Origin of the sequence: Pseudomonas sp. DWRC2-2, assembly GCF_049897885.1 — a bacterium.
Classification (GTDB): Bacteria; Pseudomonadota; Gammaproteobacteria; order Pseudomonadales; family Pseudomonadaceae; genus Aquipseudomonas; species Aquipseudomonas azotoformans_A.
The window spans coordinates 301,280-318,144 of record NZ_JAFCXD010000005.1 but is presented as its reverse complement, the minus strand read 5'-3'; the positions used below and the strand labels follow the sequence as shown (position 1 = coordinate 318,144).

Genomic DNA, 16,865 nt, shown 5'->3' with positions numbered 1-16,865 from the left:
AGCAAGCTCCCTCACCACAGGAGATGACTAGAGCAAGGTGAACGGATAGTCGACGATCAGCCGCAACTCATTCAGGTCACCATCACGTTGGTCGGCGTTCGATGCCACGATCGCATCGCGGACACGCAACGACAGGTTTTTCGCCGGGCCACTTTGGATCACGTACTTGGCCTCCAGGTCGGTTTCGTGGTGCGCGCCGTCGGCGCCGTAGTCGCCCACATAGGCGCTGTGATCCGGTGTGTGGGTGCCATTGATGTCCGAACCGTTGATGTAGCGGCCCATGAAGCTCAGCCCTGGCACGCCATAACTGGCCATGTTCAAGTCATACCGAATGCCCCAGGACTGTTCGCCCGGCCCGTTGAAGTCCCCCCACTGCACCGAGTTGGCCAGGTACACCGAATCGCCGCCTTCGCCCGCGCCGTTGTTGCCGGTGCCGATGTAGTCAAACGGCGTGTCGCCATGCACTTTCTGGAACGACAGCGTCAACGTGTGCGCCTGCAGGAACGAGTACGCCGCCGCCAATGAGTAGGTGGTGTTGTTGATCGCGCCGGCCTTGGCGCTGCCAGTATCGAGGGTGCGATAGAGGTTGCCGTCCAGCGCGAGTGACTGGTCATGGGCCAGCGGGATCACGTAGTTGAGGTTGGTGTAGTACTGGCGCCAGATGTCTTCCAGTTCACCGGCATAAACGGTTGCGCTCAGGGACGGGCTGAAGGTGTATTTGCCACCGACGAAACTGGCACTGTTGGCGGCGATATTGGCGTAGGTCGCGTAGATATCGTGGTCATGGTTGCTGGTTATGCCGCTGTTGGTGCTGGTGAAGTGTCCGGCTTCCAGGTCCAGGCCGGCGATTTCACTGCTGGTCAGGTCGAAACCGGTGGCGGTCTGCGGCAACAGGCGGGTGCCGCCGGTGGCGAAGACCGGGGCGGTGGGTTGCATGTCGCCGAATTTCAGTTGGGTCTTGGAGACTTTGATCTTCACCGCCGCACCCACGGAGCCGTAGGCGTCTTCGGGGTCGCCATGCCGGTCGGTCGGCAGGTTGCCGGTGCCGGCGTCCGCGTGAGTGGCATCCAGTTTCAGCCCGCCGTAGGCGTAGGCATCCACGCCGAAGCCGATAGTGCCCTGGGTGAAGCCCGAGGCGTAGTTGAGCATCGCGCCCTGGGTCCAGTCTATGTTATCGGCCCGGCCACCTTCGCGATTACGGTTCATGTAGTAGTTGCGCAACAACCCGGTGACGCTGCTGCCTTCGATAAACCCCTTGGAGTCCGCCTGGTCGGTGACCGTTTCGGCAAACGCCAATTGACTGATACTGGCACACACGGCCAGTGCTAACAGGCTCGACTGTTTAATCATGTTGTAACTTCCCCGGAAGAATGAACGCGCGCACAGAAACACCGCACTGATTGGAGGGTGCATAAAGTTGTATGGGCAGATGTTTGCAGGTGAGCTGTTACGGTTTTTATTGTGTTCGGCGTGGTTGCCGAGCTTGATTCTAAGCCCAGTCTGCGGGGCCTGCAGCGGGCCAAGGGATGAAACTCGATTAATTAAACTTCACTATTTTTAATCGACTGCGGGTGTAGCGTGGACGCTGTCTTAGCCGCTCTGCTTCGACAAAATCCTTTGGTTGCCGCCGCAGATTCTGCGGCGGATTTTTTTGCGTGGCCGGGTTAGTTGAACTCACCTATGCTGCGCCACACCATTGGCATCCACCCTTCGAGACGCTGCATGAGCCTGAAATCCACCCACCTGCCAGCCTTGATCGCGTTCGAATGCGTGGCCCGTCATATGAACTTCGCGCGGGCGGCGGCCGAGATGGAGGTCACGCCCACGGCGATGTCCAAGACCATCAAGCAGCTCGAAGCGCAATTGGGCGTACGCCTGTTCAACCGCACCACGCGCAGCGTGGCGTTGACCGAGTCGGGCAGCCAATTGCTCGACACCTTGGCCCCGGCCCTGGAGCAAATTCGCTTCTCGGTGCAGCAGGTACACGACACCGCCAGCCGCCCGTATGGCGCGTTGAAAATCAACAGCTCCTACGTGGCCTACGCCTCGCTGATCGAACCCCATGTGGCGGCGTTTCTCGCGCAGTACCCGGACATCAGCCTGGATATCGCCCTGGACAATGGCTTGAGCGACATCATCGGCGCAGGCTTCGACGCCGGTATCCGCCTGGGCCAGGCCTTGCAGCGTGACATGATCGCGGTGCCGCTGGGGGCGTCGCAGCCGATGGTGGCCGTGGCCACGCCCGACTACCTGGCACGCTCGGCGCCGTTGAACACACCTGAAGACCTGCTGGCCCACGACTGCATCCATCAGCGTTTGAGCAGTCGCGGGCCGCTGATGGATTGGACGTTTCGCATCGGCAAGGCCAATGTCGAGCTCCAGGTGAAGGGACGCCTGGTGCTGGATGAGATGCGCACCACCTTGTCGGCGGCGCGCCTGGGGTGTGGCGTGGCCCTGGTGTTCCGGCCGTTTGCCCAGGCGGACATCACCAGCGGCGCGTTGGTCGCGTTGCTGGAAAAATACGCCGCGCCCGCCGAGAGCTTCCACCTGTATTACGCCAACCGTGCGCAAATGCCCGGAAAGCTCCGGGCATTTATCGACTTCTTCCAAGCGCGTAACCGTCAGGCCACCGAGTAGCCGCCGTCGGCCAGCAGGGCGTGACCGGACACGTAGCTGGCATCTTCCGAGCCCAAGAACGCCACGACCGTCGCCATCTCTTCAGCCGTGCCGAAACGACTGGCCGGCGTGCTGGCGGCGAACGCCTGCTGGGCTTCCACCGACGGCCAGATCCCGCGATGGTGGAAGGGCGTTTCGATCAGGCCTGGGCACAGCGAATTCACCCGCACCCCTTGTTTGAACCACTCAATGGACGCGGTTTTGGTCATGCCCACCACGGCGTGCTTGGTGCCGATATACAGCGCGGCATTCTCGAAACCGATCACGCCGCCCATGGACGCATTATTGATGATGCTGCCAAAGCCCTGCTCCAGCATCACCTTGGCCTCGTACTTCATGCAGTTGAAGACGCCGCGCACATTGGGTTCGAACACCCGGTCGAAACGCGCATTGTCCTGCTCGATCAGCGGCGCGAACATGCCTTCGGTGCCGGCATTGTTGAAGGCGATGTCCAACTGGCCGTAGGTGTCCACGGCAAACTGGACCATGGCAATGATGTCGGCTTCGCGGGTCACATCGACCACGATGGCGGCGGCAATGCCGCCCTGGGCGGTGATCTCGGCAACCACCTCGTCCAGCTCGCTCTGGCGGCGGGCAGCGGCAACGATCTTTGCGCCGCGTTGAGCCAGGACAACGGCGGCCGCACGGCCAATGCCAGAGCTGGCGCCGGTGATCAGCGCGACTTTGCCTTCAAGCTGGCGGGAAGTGGATAAGGTCATGGAAAGCTCCGTTTGTGTGCTGCGCAAGGCGGTGTGCTTGCGCTATGGGCACAGGTTACGGCGGATGATTACCTTGGAAAATCCACGCAATAGTTAACGAGTTATGAGCTTTAGGTTCATAGTTTGGCCGTCATGGAATAAAACCCGTGACCAGGACGTTTGGAGAGGAGAACCTTTCTACCTCAAATTGGCCTTAACGATGCCGGATGACACAAAAACAAGGCAACGCGTTGCCCGTGAATTCATTTTAGAAAAGCACATGGACGCCATTGAGCGAGCCTCAATCAAAGGCAACTTCTCCATCAGTTTCAGGTCGGCTGGCCGTGCCACACTCCTGGCTTTAGAGCGTGGCGCAGCGGCCAAGGGCCATAACATCCTGGAAAAAACCATCAAGCAAAGCTCCCTCGCCAAGGCATATGGTCCAGACAAGGCCAACGACTTGCTGCTGAGCCTGCGCACTGCCGGGCTGGAGGGTTATGTGGGTCATTGGGACCCGACGGGACTTCCCGGCATTGTAAGGCTGGGGCGGCGTGGCGAGTGAAGAGGAGGGGGGATCCCCCCTCGTTCTGGCGTGAGTCTTACTCTTTTACATCCATGAACTCTTCCGCCCACGCCACATAGTTTTCCGGCAGCGTGTAGGTGTGCGTCAACTCGGTGGCGCTGAGGTTATCGGTGCTGTGGGTCAACTGGCGTTGGGCACGCAGGCTGTCATAGGTCGCCTTGATCGCGGCAAAGTAGGCACCGTGACCGGCAACTACCACGCGCACGCCAAGACTCGCCAGGCGCTTGGCATCATTGAGCTTGGGATTGCCATAAGTCACCAGCATCAGCGGCACCGTCAGGTTCTCCGCGATCTTCTCCAGATGCTCGAAGTCCGCTACACCGACCATGCAAATCCCATCGGCGCCGGCTTTCTGATACGCCAGGGTGCGCTCGATGACGGCTTCGGTCGGCAACACACCGGCATTGGTCCGGGCAATGATCGACAACTCAGGATCAACACGGGCTTCCAGCGCGGCGCGGACCTTGCCGATGCCTTCTTCGATGGAGATCAAGTCGGTGGACTTGCGGCCAAACTGCGCGGGCAGCAACGTGTCTTCAATGGTCAACGCGGCCACGCCGGCACGCTCAAGTTCTTCGACGGTGCGCATCACGTTCAGCGCGTTACCGTAGCCGTGGTCGGCGTCGGCAATGAACGGCAGTTGGGCGACACGCCCGATACGGGTGGCTTGCTCAACGAACTCACTCAGGGTGATCAGCGCAAAATCGGGAGCTGCCAATACCTGCAACGACGCAACGGAGCCACCTAGGATGCCGACTTCAAAACCCAGGTCAGCGGCAATGCGCGCCGACATCGGGTCAAAGACGGAGGCGGTTTCAACGCAGGTTGGGGTGGCAAGCAATTCACGGAATGTGCGGCGCAGGGCTGAGTGAGAAATCTTTGGCATGGGCTTTCCTGGTTCTGGTCATCGTCTTGTGACGATCAATGTCTATTCGTGGTGGGGTGAGATTAACATGCGGGTGGAGGGGAGATGATGACGTTTCAGCATTAGGGTGCGGGCTAATGCAAGGATGAGCTGATTGAATTCCAGAAATGCAGTTAGAGTGGTCAGCATTGCCTCAAGTGCTGTGTGAAAAATGAACTCTCCGCTTTTTGTTTCTCTGGACGGGCCTAAAGGCACCGGCAAAACCACGCTGCTGGAGGCCGTAACGGCAGCGCTGAGGGCAGACAATAAGAAAGTCATCCGACTGTGCGAGAGAAAAAGCGATCCGTACAGAAGGGAAACCATGGCGATTGTTAACGAACTGGCCAGGAATTCTTCGCAGGACATGGAATGGGCTGTGTGCGAACGCTTTGCTGACAGTCGTAGCTGGATTTCCCGGAACGTGCTGGCTCAGCAGCCGCGGGGCAGCATTATCCTGATGGATCGCTGGTATCCGTCTGACGCTGCGTTTCGACACACCATCCCATTTGCAGAGATTCTCCAGATGAATCTGGAGCGAAACGTGCGAGTGCCGGATCTGCATGTCGGAGTCGTTACCGCGCCGGATATTTCATGGGCAAGGGCAACGGCACGATCACGTGGATTGGGTGGCACTGTGATCCACAAGTACTCAGAGCATGTCGTGTGTACCGAGAGGTTCGAGAGAGCCGTTGCGGATCATGGTTGGGTGCTGTGCCGTAATGAAGGTACGGTCGAAGATGCGGTGAAGCAGGTGGTGGCTGAGATCCAGAAAATAGTGCGGTGATATGAACAGCCAGATACGTAATTTAACAAGTGGGCGATGTCAGATGTTCATGTATCGGTCAAAGCGCTGTTATAGCTGGTTAGCTTTCTATGAATGGGAGTGGGTGTTCATCTATAAGTGTTCATGAAGCTTGTTCGTCAAGTACAACGGCAGCAGCGTCTGCTTGGAGATGGGCAACCTCAAATAGGAGGGAAAGACATTGCCGTGGTTCACGAAGAGTCCCGAAATCGCTATGTCCAGCGCCTTGCTCAAATTGTGGAGCCGAATGTTCATAAATTGATGCTCATGACAGACAGCTCTCTAGGGGGCCGCCCCCTTTTTCGGACCGCTGCAGCGCGTTCAGATTGAACGCGCTTGTCTGATTCATGCTGGACCGACTGAGCTCACCCCGAGGTGATTGAACCCGCCTGCTCTTGATACCCTTTGCGCAGTTTCTCCGCGATCAGCTTTTCCGCTTCACGCAAAGCACGTTCAGGGCTGTCGAGGGACTTGATCAGGGTCTGACCCTTGGTGCCGATACGGCCAAAATGCACCGTCACCTCGGCCTCTGCGACACCAATACGCCAGAACTTATTGGAGTTGCCTTCACCGAAGGTGAACTCGCGCATCAAGGGTGACGCCTCAGTGGTGGCAGCCCGTTCGGCCTCGATCTCGACGCTTTCCTCTACCTGTTCCGGTTCTGGCAGCGCAGGGGCTTCCTCACCTCGCAGGAGCGATTCGATGCGATTGAGTACGTCCTCCGGATCGCGCAGCCAGTCATGGCTAAGCACGTCGATGATCTTCCAGCCGAAACTGCGCAGCACCGTCGGGCGGAAGATGTAGCGCTCACGCACGTCCGTGGCCGCTGCGGTGTCGCCGTCCAGCAGCACGCCGAGGCTGAAGTGTTCGCCGCTGGCGTCACTGATCGCCAGGTCACAGCGGAACTGCGAACGCCCGACATATTCCTGGACCGAATGCCCGCGTTTGCGCAACGCGGCGGCGAGGGCGCTGCGCAGGTGGTCCTTGGGCAGGCTGACGGCAAAGGATTGCTTGGCGCCTGGGTTGAGGTTGGCGAGGATGCCTTGGGAGCGCGGCGCATCCCCAGTGGCACTGGCCTGGGCAAACTGCAGGAACGCACGCAATGCAGCGGCACCATCGTTGTGGGTGTTGGTGATGGCCTCGGACTCAATGCTGGAGACGATCGCCATGCGCTTGCGGGCGCGACTGAAGATCACATTCAGGCGTTTTTCCCCGCCACGCTGGTTGATCGGGCCGAAGTTCATCAGCATCTTGCCGTTCGGCCCTGGCGCGTAGCAGATGCTCAGAATGATCACATCACGCTCGTCCCCCTGGACGTTTTCCAGGTTCTTGACGAAAAGGCCATTGAATTGCCCGGCATCTTCACGCACATACTCGCGCTCAAGCCGTGTGGCAAAGGCCGAGTCGCTGCTGGCCAAGTCTTCCAACGCCTGCTCGATGGCGCCTTGCTGGGCCTCGGAAAACGCCACGATGCCCAGGCTCAGGCCGGTCTCGCGTTGCAGCAGTTCACGCACCAGGTTGGCGATATAGCGTGCTTCGGCCAGGTTGCTGCGGCTGAGATAGACACCGTCGCTCATCTTCAAGAAGCTGATCGGGCTTTCCAAAAGCGTGTCGGCACCTTGGATCACGGCCTCGTTATCCGTGGAGTCCAGCGCGGCGCGGGCCGGGGCAGGGCGCTCGATACGACGGTCGGGAATGGTGATCAACCGCCCTTCATAGAACGCTGCGTTGGAAAAACTGATCAAGGCTTCGTGGCGGCTGCGGTAATGCCAGGCCAGCAGGGTCGCCGGCAGGTTACGCGCGGCTTGGCTGAGCAGACTGTCGGCATCAAGGTTGATAGCGATCTGTTCGCCGTCCTCCATGGCAATCAGTTCGTTATCGTCCTGGTCGCCGGCACTGGAGAAGAAGTTGGTCGGTGGTAACTGCATCTCGTCACCCACCACAATCACCTGCTGCGCACGGCTCAGGGCCGGCACGGCTTCTTCGCTGGGGATCTGGCTGGCTTCGTCGAAAATCACCACGTCAAACAGGTCCGGCGTCAATGGCAGGGTGTCGGACACTGACAGTGGGCTCATCAACCAGATGGGCTTGAGGTCGTTGATCACCCGGCCACTGTCACCACTGGCCATTTCACGAATGGAGCGATAGCGCATGGTCTTGCCCAGCTCATGCTCCAGTTCACGGCGACCCTTGGCGTAGGCCTTCTTGAACTCGCGCGCCTGGGCGTCCAGTTGCGTCACCGACATCGCCGATTGCTTCACATGCTCCAGAAACCGCTGGTGCAGCGTGGCGCTGAGCACGTGAGCGTTGCTTTTGAGCAGGTTGCTTTCTGCCTGGCTGACCCGGCGCGCGGCCAAACTCAAGGCCGGGCCATCGAAGCGAGCCAGTTGCGGGTTGGCGCGGTACAGGCGGGTCAGGTTTTCCTGGGCAATCAAGCCGTCCAGTGCACGTTGCGCCAAGGCGTACTGTTGCACGACCGCCAGGCAGACAGGATTGGCCTGGTGCAGCTCATTGAGCAGGGGCAGGGTATCGGGCAGTTCGTCGAGTTCTTCACGCAGATCGCGCAAGTATTCCGCCAACTCGCCCAGGCTTGGCGCGGGGTCGAACACACAATGTTGCGCGACCAGCTCGGCCAGGCGCGCCAACGGCTGACGCAGGCTAGCTTCCTGGCGCACGCCGGGGAGGGCGTCCGGGTTACCCCGCAGGCTCTCAACCCACTGGCGCAACAGCGGTGATGCGCTGAGCTGCTGGAGCAGGGCTTGCAGGTTGTGCACGAACAGGTCGATGTCCGGGATGCCATAACGGCTTTGCAAGCGTTGCTGCTCGGCGTGTAACTCGGCCGTGGCGCGGTGCTCGCCCGCCAGGTTGTCGAGCACACTGCGCAAACTCGGGCGAATCGCGTGCTGGCTGAAGTCGTAGCGTCGTTGCAATTCACGGCGCAGCCGCCACCAGGAGGGTTGCAGCCAACGCAGCGGCGAGCTTTCCAACCGCTGTACCAGCTCAAGGGCCGCCTGGGTGTCTTGCGGCGCCAGTTTTTCACGCCAGTGGTGGGTGGATTCGCGGGCGTTGTGTTGCTGTACAGCCAGTGCCTGCAACGCCGCCTGTTCCGCATGCAGCGCTTGAGAGCCTGATGAGCCTGGCTCCAGCAGATCGAGGTGCGCGGCCAGGTTGGCGCTGGTCAGTTGCTCGGCGGCCTGGGTCAGTACGCACGCATCTGCCAGGCGAGTATTCCCGGACAGTAGGCTCGACGATGACTCCAGAAACAGTTCGACACTGTCCATCAACCCACTGGCTTCATCCAGGAACGCCTTGAGTTGACCATACGCATGTTCATGGATAATCAGGCTTGAGGCCAAGCGGCTGAAAGGATGCCGTGCAAAGCTGTCGAGGCCGAAACGTTCTTTGATTGCCTGATACATGCGGCCGGTCAGCTCGCTTTGGGCCTGCCAATGACGCCACTCGGGCAGACGCTCCAAGGCTTCGGGTGGTAGCTTGGCAACCACGGGCGGCAGCTCGATCAGATGACGCACCAGCTCGCGTACCGAGCATGCCAAGGACTCCGGCACGCCCGTCATGGCCTGTTCAAAACGCTCGATCAAGCCCAGCTGTTGGCTCAGGCCGGCCAGTAAGGTGTCGCGCCGCGCTTGCAACTGCGGCGACTGGGCATCGCCGGCGATCCAACGCTCATAGCACTCGCGCAGGTTACCCACGAAGGCTTTCTTATCGGTCTGGGAGTCATGGATCAGGCAGCACAAGTCGCCCAGTTCACTTTGTTGCAGGCGATGGAATACCACGTCCAGCGCCGCACGTTTCTCACAGACAAACAGCACTCGCAGGCCGCGACCGGCGTAGTCCGCGATCAGATTGGTGATGGTCTGGGATTTGCCCGTGCCCGGCGGCCCCTGAATAATGAAGTTGCGCCCAGTGCGGGCCAGGCTGACGGCAGCATTTTGTGTCGCGTCGCCGGCCACCACGTTCCACTGTTCGGGTAGTGGGATAGGGTCGGGGGCCTGGACCTCGACATCGCGAGGCTCGATGGAGAACATCCGGTCAAACGCTTCGTTCTGCGCCGGCTCGTCGATCAACTGCGCATAGTCACGCACCAGCGACATCTTGCGATAGTTGAAGTTGGCCAGGGTCACCTGGGTCAGGTCGATGTCCCAGGCGTAGCGATGCCCCTGGTTCTCGGGCAGGGCGAAGGTGCTGTTTTCGGCGCTGCTCGCAACCATCTGAGGATGTTGATTGCGCAGCACAGGTTTGGCGCCTACGGCCAGGCGCAGCGGCAATTCGCTGGGCAGGACCTTCTGTTGGAACCATTGCAGGCCCAGCGGACGGAAATCTTCGCGGTCGTAGCTGAAATCCGGTTTCACCAAAGGCATCGCCGAGCGCTGGCGGGCACGACGGCGCTGGAAGTGGTGCAGATGCTGCACGGCCTTTTGGTGGATCAATTCGATTTGCGGTTTGCTTTGCAGGCGTAACTCGACGCCGGGTTCGGTCAGTTTGATCTGGCGCGCAATATCGACGTGGATGTCTTCCAGCGAAGTCTTTTGCAGGTCGACGGTTTCCGGCAACTGGATATCGTAGAGCTGACGCAGTTGATGGCGCAGGACCGGGTTGAATTCGGCCTCGGTTTCGTCGCACTGCAACACGAACTGGTCACGCACGCCTTTTTTGCGACTCAACTCCACTGGAAGCCACAGCAGCGGGGTGACGATGCGTTCTTCCGGCGTGTCCTTGAGGTTGTGCCAGCGCATGAACGCCACCACCAGGCGCAGGTTGCTGAAGCCAAATTCGGCACGGTCGCGGCGGGTTTCCTGGATGATGCGCTCCAGCGACGCCTGCAACCAGGTCTGGTCTTCAAAGCGCAGCCACTGTTGCAGGCCAACGGGCTTGCCGCTCAGCACTTGTTCGGAGAACCCGCCGAAGGTCGGCTGCCAGGTGCACAGCGCTTCGGGCCGGATGCTTTCAATGCGCATCACCAACGGCACGCTGGCCACGGTCAGGTTGACGTTGGCCTGGGTCGGCCGGAAATACAGCAGGCGATTGCGCCGCGATAGGTCAAACAAGCGGTTGCGCAGATGTTCCAGCACCACCGTACGCCGCGACGCCGGGCCTTCGGCCTGGGCCAGCACACGCTCGACATCCAGGCTGGCCGGCTGTTCGCGCCAGGACTCGAGGCGCCGCGCCAGCGAGCCCACATCCGTGGCACGTTCGTGGCGGTTGAGCTCCGTCATCTCGACGATCAGGTTGGCCAGCACCGGGTTGAGCCGGCCATTGAGCTGGAAAAGATTGCGACGGTGCCGGGCAAACGTCTTGAGGTCATTGATATCGGTAAAATCCAACCCGCACGCCAGGCACGCCAGCAACTGGCCGAGCTGGAATATGTCGGTGATCTCATCGTGGTGCCCGAGACGATGCTCCCAGCTGTGCAGGTCCGGAAGGAACACCGGGTGGTCGATGGCTTGATGCAGATCCTCCTGGACTTGCAGGTCGGTAATGGCCACGCCACTTTCCGAATCCCGAGTCAGGCGGACTTTGCCGACGACGTTCAGCGCCGATTCCGGATTGGGCTGCACTTGCTTGATCGCATCCAGCGCCAGCCGTGGCGGCACGCCTTCAGGGTTACGCAGTTGCAGCGTGCGTTCCGGCCCTTGCAGCACATCGAGATAACCGAGCTGGGCGACACGTCCCAGTTCGTGCAGCTGTGCCACCTGACGCAGCAGTGGCAGCGCCAGAAACAACACATCGTCGATGGGCACGGCGGCGCCATCGTGGCTCTGCAGTAATTGAGTGAACGTGACGGGTTGGATTACTGGGTCCATGTGTCGACCTCCGCTTTGAGCGCGCGAACGAGCGGGTCGAGCTCACGTTTGGGTAGTTTGATATCGCGCTTGAGCACGCTGATAAAGTCATCGGCGCTGCCGAGTTTCTTCGCGGTGCGCGCGGCGTGCAGCAGAGCCTCATCCCGCAAGTCGCGGTCCACCAGGCTCAGGTCTAGCATGATGAAGTGCAGGTATTCATGGATGCTGGTGTCGATGCGCTCGGCATTCAACGTCGTCAGGTCGAGCGGCGTTTCGTTGTCTTTCCAGTCCGGGAAAAAACCACGTACCTGATTGAGCACAACCTCGGATTGCAACACCGGGGAGCCGATGAAATGGGCCATAAAGCCGCGGGTGAGGGCGGTCAACTCGACCTGGTCGGTCACATCCAGGCGATTGAGCGACAAGGGCCCGCGCAACCGGCGATCCAGCCAGTTATCCGTCTGCGGGAGTTGCTGCCACCAGCTGTCCACCGCCTGGGAGCGCAAAAACGTCTCCGGATGGGAAACGCCCTGGGACAGCTGCGCATCCTTGCCATCCAGCTCGCGGGCCTGCTTCAAGTAACTGGCCGCATCGACGCTGACGATGCCGGTGTGAATCTTGACCAGCGAGGTAATCGACGCCTCTGACCCATTGGCCACCAGTGCCGCGCCGCGGTCGGCATAGATTTCAGTGTGCAGGCTATATAGACGTGCAGTCTGTTCCAGGCTGGGCGGCGTATTCACGTCGGCCATGGCGTGATTGAGAATCCGCTCGGCGGTGAGAAAGTCGCCACCGTGCTCCGACCACAGCCGATAATGAGCCAGCTCATGCCCGAGCAATGCCAGCAATTCCTGGGCGTCGAGACGCTCAAGAATCGGCCCATAAAACACCACATGCACTTCATCGGCCAGGTAATACAGGCTCGCGTTCATCGCGCCGTCGCCAGCCTGGTAAAGGGTGGCGGGTGCCTTGATCTGCAAACACTGCAATGCGGTTTCACAGGCCTGATAAGCCTGCGGATGGGTCTCGGGGCTCAAGCGATAAGTATCACGCAGCAATTGCGCACGTACATCCTGGGCGTGTTCCTGCTGAACACCCAAGGACGAAGCCCATTCCCACACGGCAGGTTCATGGGTTTTCAGGTAGTCGACCACACGCTGGTGGTATGGCAATGGCGTCAGGCTGCTGATATCCAGCGCAGGGGTACTCATCGTGTTCAAACGTCCTTGAGAGGATACGGCTCCATACACTGCGTGGGCAGCAGAGACTGGGTTGGTATCCCGGTATCAGTGATCGGCAATAAACGCGGAGCATACCTAGGAGGCGGGGAAAATACTTGTGAAACTGAATACGGGAATCATGTGAGTGAGTGCAACACGCCATTTCACTTCTTGATCCAAGCATCCCAGTGCAAGCGCCTCCCGCGACGACGAGGTAATTTTGAATTTACGAAATAGTGGCCACTTGATACTGTTTCGACTTGGGGATGCCTCGGTTTCGCTCTTTGATCGAGGTGGGGCCGGCAGAGCCGCATTACGTAACTACCAAATCCAAACAGTAGGTCATATGTTGTCAATACAAGAGTTTGAAGCGATTGAGCGCCCACAATCTCACAGCTACATCTTGTTCACCCGAGGTGCGCCCTATGTGGAATTGGGTTGGGAGGTATATCGAAAATTCAAGCACGCTGTCGATAGTGTGCTGGAATCGCTTGGGGAAAGGTTTGGGGTGAGGATCTATCAACATGACTATGAATTCTTGGAGTATGCAGACGTCTTCATTTGGTGGTTCAGCTTCAAGGAGGAGGATGATTGCAAGAGAGTTGGAGTAATGAATACCCTGAAGGCCGAAGTCGAGGTACTCTTTCAAAGCTTCGAAGGCATGCGGGACAAGAAAATATTAAGTCAACATGAGCAAGAGTTCTATATCGATCCTGCGTTTGGAATTTATTATAGCGAACTGGTCGTCGGGGCGAGTTTTGAGCTGAAGCATATTCAAGCGCCCGTTAAGAAGACGCACACCAAGCCTGATCTGGACTTGGCACCCTTTGAGCAACCCATTCGGGTTGACGATTTCAAGGCACTTATTGGCGCTTACGTAAGCCATGGTTCCATGGAGGATTTGGAGTATTTCAACGCGCCGAGTGGTTTCTTTTCAACCCGGCGCTCGGCGGACGGCAAAGCACCAAACAAATTTCTCCGCGAGGAGCTTCTGCCCTCTCTACGCTTTATTAATCATCAGAAAATTCCTGACTCAGCAGTCCTGCAGTTTGGTTTAGAGATGGATAATTTCGATCTCAAAGTAATTGATGAAACTAAGGCGACCATTGTGGAGATCACTTGGGCTGCTCCAGAGGGTGACTTTGAGTTACTGTCGTGGAGTGACCAGCGTGGTGTAAGTAATTTTCCAATGAAGAATTTAGCGAAGCTAAAGTCAATGGCTGATTCAATCCCGGCAAAAATCGCGGGAGCTATCAAGCGCAAACATGACAAGAATTACCCAGACAAAAGAACTTTGTTAGTTGTCATCCCCATCGAGTACACGTACCAAGGAGAAAGGGCCTTCATCGAGGAAATGCTGAAGGAAGTCAGATGCCTAGTGCTAGGCGGTAAGCGGAATTTTGACGAAGTGCTTCTTCTCTGCGGCAAAAAGTTTTTTACTGTATTCCAGAACTGAGAAACCCTTATAAGGTTTTTCAGTTTAGGAGAGGAGGGGGAGGTAATAATGAAATCCAACTGCTTTTACAGCCCGAGAAATCAGACAAAAAGGGGGGAGCCGCACATTGCCAGCTGAAAACCAACTAACAGAACCTGAAAACCGAAACGACCAAAACGACTCCGTCACGACTAAAAGGGCCTTCGTATTCACCGATGAGATGCGTCGGCGGATAGTGGAATCGGAAAAAGAACACCTCCGCCACAAGCGCCGGGAGAGGCGGTTTGAGTTCAGCTGGATTTCCTGGTTTTGCGATGAATTCCCAAATGAGGAGGTCTATAGGCCGGCCCTCGCAGAGCGACGCAACACTCGCCAGGAAATGACGTATCACCGGTTTCGACAGGTGACGAGTTGGTCGTTCTGGTCACGCATGAAGTCTAGCGCCGGTATTAAGCTGGCAGCGGTAGGGGGTTTGGTTGCCGCATTCCTTCAAGCCGCTCCCCCGTTGAAAGGCACGGAAGCGGCGGTCGGCCCCTTGAGCTGGTTGCTGGTCGGCGGGGGCTTTTACTTGCTAGCGGTGATTTGGTTCGAATGGAAGTGCCCGGCTCTGCTAAAGCGCACACTCGCGGGGAAAGATGAATACCTGGGTATTGAAGGGCGGCGATGGCTGCTCGCGCTTGTTGAAGATGAGCTGCGGCGCTGGTGGAGCATTGAACCCTATAACCTGGAGGTGGGCAGAATTAAGCCAGAGTCCGATAAATACCAGCTCGCGCTTGCAATCACTCGGCATGGTGAAACTCCAGCCTTCGGTGGCTTTGGTGAGTTCGCATCCGCACGGATCGAGTTTGCACTGGGTGAGTACGCCCAGCTCACATCAACAGCGATCTGGCGAAAGGATTTCAAGCCGTACGAGTACCAAGAATTCAAGCCGGGACATCGAATTTGCCCGCTGAATACGCCACTGCGTAACCTCCACTTGAGCGTCATGGATAAGAGCGAGATGCAAATGGCTAAGGTGGGCAAAGAGGACGACTTGGTGGTGTCCTGGTTCAACAATTCACTGGATTTTCAATCGCGGCTAGGAACCCCTCGAAATCTGATGGTATCTGCATATGCAGAAGGTCTCATCTATCTGTTTCGTACCGACGCTTCTGCATTGACATTTACTCGAATAATCGCGCAATGGCAAAACACGATGCGCCCATTGTGCCGACTCATTCTCATCAGTCTATTCATGGCGAGCGCCGGCTGCGTCGCCTGGTTTGTCTTCCTGCAGCTCAAGATACTGGTACCCATTCTTACCTGAGCAAGCCACCAAATTGAATGACTCGCCATAAACACGAAGGACATAGTCCATTGAAAGAGTGGCCGCCAAAACGCACTATATTGAATTTAACATAATATACATTATGCGTAATATCGTATTACGTAATCAGGGGCAGTGCCCATCAGATTTCAACAGGCAAAACCCCTATCTCACTCAAACCTGAGCAAAGCCTCCATCGACAAACATTTCACTGCCGGTCATGAAGCTGCTCTCATCCGATGCCAGGAACAACGCTGCCGCTGCAACTTCTTCCGGCTTGCCAATGCGGCTCAACGGAACCTGCGCGGTCATGTCGTCGATGATTGCGTCTTTCTGGCCTGTACCTGAAAGCGCCAGGTCCAAGCCCGGTGTCGAGATCGGCCCTGGTGAAAGTACGTTGACGCGAATGCCTGTGCCTTTCAGGTCCAGCGCCCAGCTCCTGGCGAAATTACGCAGCGCCGCTTTGGTGGCGCTGTACACGCTGAATGCCGGTGTGCCCATGGTGCCTGTGGTCGAACCCGTGAGGATCACCGAGCTGCCGGCGCTCATCAGTGGCAAGGCTTTTTGTACAGTGAACAGCGTGCCTTTGACGTTGATGCCGAAGGTACGGTCAAACGATTCCTCGGTGATCGAGCCGATCGGCTGGAAATCCCCCAGGCCTGCATTGGCAAACAGCACATCGACCCGGCCTTTGGCGGCTTTGACTTGGGTAAACACGCGATCGAGGTCGTCCAGTTTTGAAATATCGCCTTGTATGGCGATGGCTTCAGGGCCGATCAGTTGCAGCGCCTTGTCCAATTCCTCTTGTCGACGGCCTACAATGACGACTTGAGCGCCTTCCGCCGCGAAGCGAATGGCGGTTGCCAGGCCGATGCCGCTGTTGCCACCGGTAATGACTGCGATTTTTCCGTTGAGCCTGCTCATGGTGAACTCCAATGAATAAGGTTGAGGCCCAACTGTAGATCTACGCTATTCTTTTGAATAGTATGCACCTTTTGGTAAGTACCCTACGTGGAGTCAGCTCGATCATGGCCAACAACTCATTCAATTGCGGGCTCGAGGCCGCCCTGGCGGTGATTGGCGGTAAATGGAAGCCGCTGGTGCTGTTCAACCTTGCGCAAAATGTTCATCGATATGGGGAATTAAGACGCGCGATTGGCGGCGTGACCGATAAGGTGCTGATCCAGCAACTCAAGGAATTGGAGCGCGACGAGATCATCTCCCGCGTGGATTTCCAGGAGATACCGCCCAAGGTCGAGTACTCGCTGACACCGTTCGGGCGGTCCTTGGCGACGGCGTTGGGCGGGCTGTGCCAATGGGGTACGGAGCATATGCAAACCGTTGAGCGTATCGCTGAGCGGCGTACGGCCACCCTCTCCCAGTCTTGAGTCCCCTGCCCTGACAGCCAACTCAACTAAATGACTATTTAATTGAGTTAAA

General features: G+C 58.0%; 12 protein-coding genes. 6 read left to right on the top strand and 6 right to left on the bottom strand.

The features are described 5' to 3' along the window. Positions 1-27 precede the first annotated feature (27 nt). The gene (locus ACP7EW_RS23255; protein ID WP_426220051.1) at positions 28-1,350 is read right to left on the bottom strand and encodes an OprD family porin; all 1,323 of its coding nucleotides are present in this window, start codon (positions 1,348-1,350) and stop codon (positions 28-30) included. A gap of 372 nt (positions 1,351-1,722) precedes the next feature. Between ACP7EW_RS23255 and ACP7EW_RS23250 the strand changes: the two genes are divergently transcribed. Then, positions 1,723-2,637 (top strand): LysR family transcriptional regulator, encoded by a 915-nt coding sequence (locus tag ACP7EW_RS23250; protein WP_426220049.1) that lies wholly within the window; start codon positions 1,723-1,725, stop codon positions 2,635-2,637. On the opposite strand, the gene ACP7EW_RS23245 is transcribed toward ACP7EW_RS23250, so the two are convergent. Continuing rightward, positions 2,622-3,395, bottom strand: coding sequence for an SDR family NAD(P)-dependent oxidoreductase (locus ACP7EW_RS23245; protein ID WP_426220047.1), 774 nt, complete (start codon positions 3,393-3,395; stop codon positions 2,622-2,624). The genes ACP7EW_RS23250 and ACP7EW_RS23245 overlap by 16 nt on opposite strands. A gap of 259 nt (positions 3,396-3,654) precedes the next feature. On the opposite strand from ACP7EW_RS23245, the gene ACP7EW_RS23240 reads away from it, so the two are divergent. After that, a complete protein-coding gene (locus tag ACP7EW_RS23240) occupies positions 3,655-3,936 on the top strand; it encodes a hypothetical protein (protein ID WP_426220045.1) in 282 nt (93 codons plus the stop codon). Between the two features lie 37 nt (positions 3,937-3,973). Here ACP7EW_RS23240 and ACP7EW_RS23235 read toward each other — a convergent pair whose 3' ends face one another. Continuing rightward, complete coding sequence (locus ACP7EW_RS23235) at positions 3,974-4,843, bottom strand: isocitrate lyase/PEP mutase family protein (protein WP_033902205.1); 870 nt, start codon at positions 4,841-4,843, stop codon at positions 3,974-3,976. Between the two features lie 190 nt (positions 4,844-5,033). Here ACP7EW_RS23235 and ACP7EW_RS23230 point away from each other — a divergent pair, with 190 nt between their 5' ends. Further along, positions 5,034-5,645, top strand: coding sequence for a dTMP kinase (locus ACP7EW_RS23230; RefSeq protein ID WP_426220043.1), 612 nt, complete (start codon positions 5,034-5,036; stop codon positions 5,643-5,645). Between the two features lie 383 nt (positions 5,646-6,028). On the opposite strand, the gene ACP7EW_RS23225 is transcribed toward ACP7EW_RS23230, so the two are convergent. Then, positions 6,029-11,485, bottom strand: a complete 5,457-nt coding sequence (locus ACP7EW_RS23225; protein ID WP_426220041.1) for a WGR domain-containing protein — start codon at positions 11,483-11,485, stop codon at positions 6,029-6,031. Then, complete coding sequence (locus ACP7EW_RS23220; protein ID WP_426220039.1) at positions 11,473-12,675, bottom strand: M48 family metalloprotease; 1,203 nt, start codon at positions 12,673-12,675, stop codon at positions 11,473-11,475. Before ACP7EW_RS23220 ends, ACP7EW_RS23225 begins: the two co-directional genes overlap by 13 nt. Positions 12,676-12,904: 229 nt before the next feature. On the opposite strand from ACP7EW_RS23220, the gene ACP7EW_RS23215 reads away from it, so the two are divergent. Then, positions 12,905-14,140, top strand: coding sequence for a hypothetical protein (locus tag ACP7EW_RS23215; protein WP_426220037.1), 1,236 nt, complete (start codon positions 12,905-12,907; stop codon positions 14,138-14,140). A 106-nt stretch (positions 14,141-14,246) separates the two neighbouring features. Beyond that, entirely contained in the window at positions 14,247-15,425 is a 1,179-nt protein-coding gene (locus ACP7EW_RS23210) for a hypothetical protein (RefSeq protein WP_426220035.1), read from the top strand. Positions 15,426-15,599: 174 nt separating this feature from the next. On the opposite strand, the gene ACP7EW_RS23205 is transcribed toward ACP7EW_RS23210, so the two are convergent. Continuing rightward, entirely contained in the window at positions 15,600-16,349 is a 750-nt protein-coding gene (locus ACP7EW_RS23205; protein WP_122727041.1) for an SDR family NAD(P)-dependent oxidoreductase, read from the bottom strand. Between the two features lie 104 nt (positions 16,350-16,453). On the opposite strand from ACP7EW_RS23205, the gene ACP7EW_RS23200 reads away from it, so the two are divergent. Continuing rightward, on the top strand, positions 16,454-16,813 hold the full coding sequence (locus tag ACP7EW_RS23200; RefSeq protein WP_033902872.1) for a winged helix-turn-helix transcriptional regulator: 360 nt from the start codon (positions 16,454-16,456) through the stop codon (positions 16,811-16,813). The last annotated feature ends 52 nt before the right edge of the window (positions 16,814-16,865 follow it).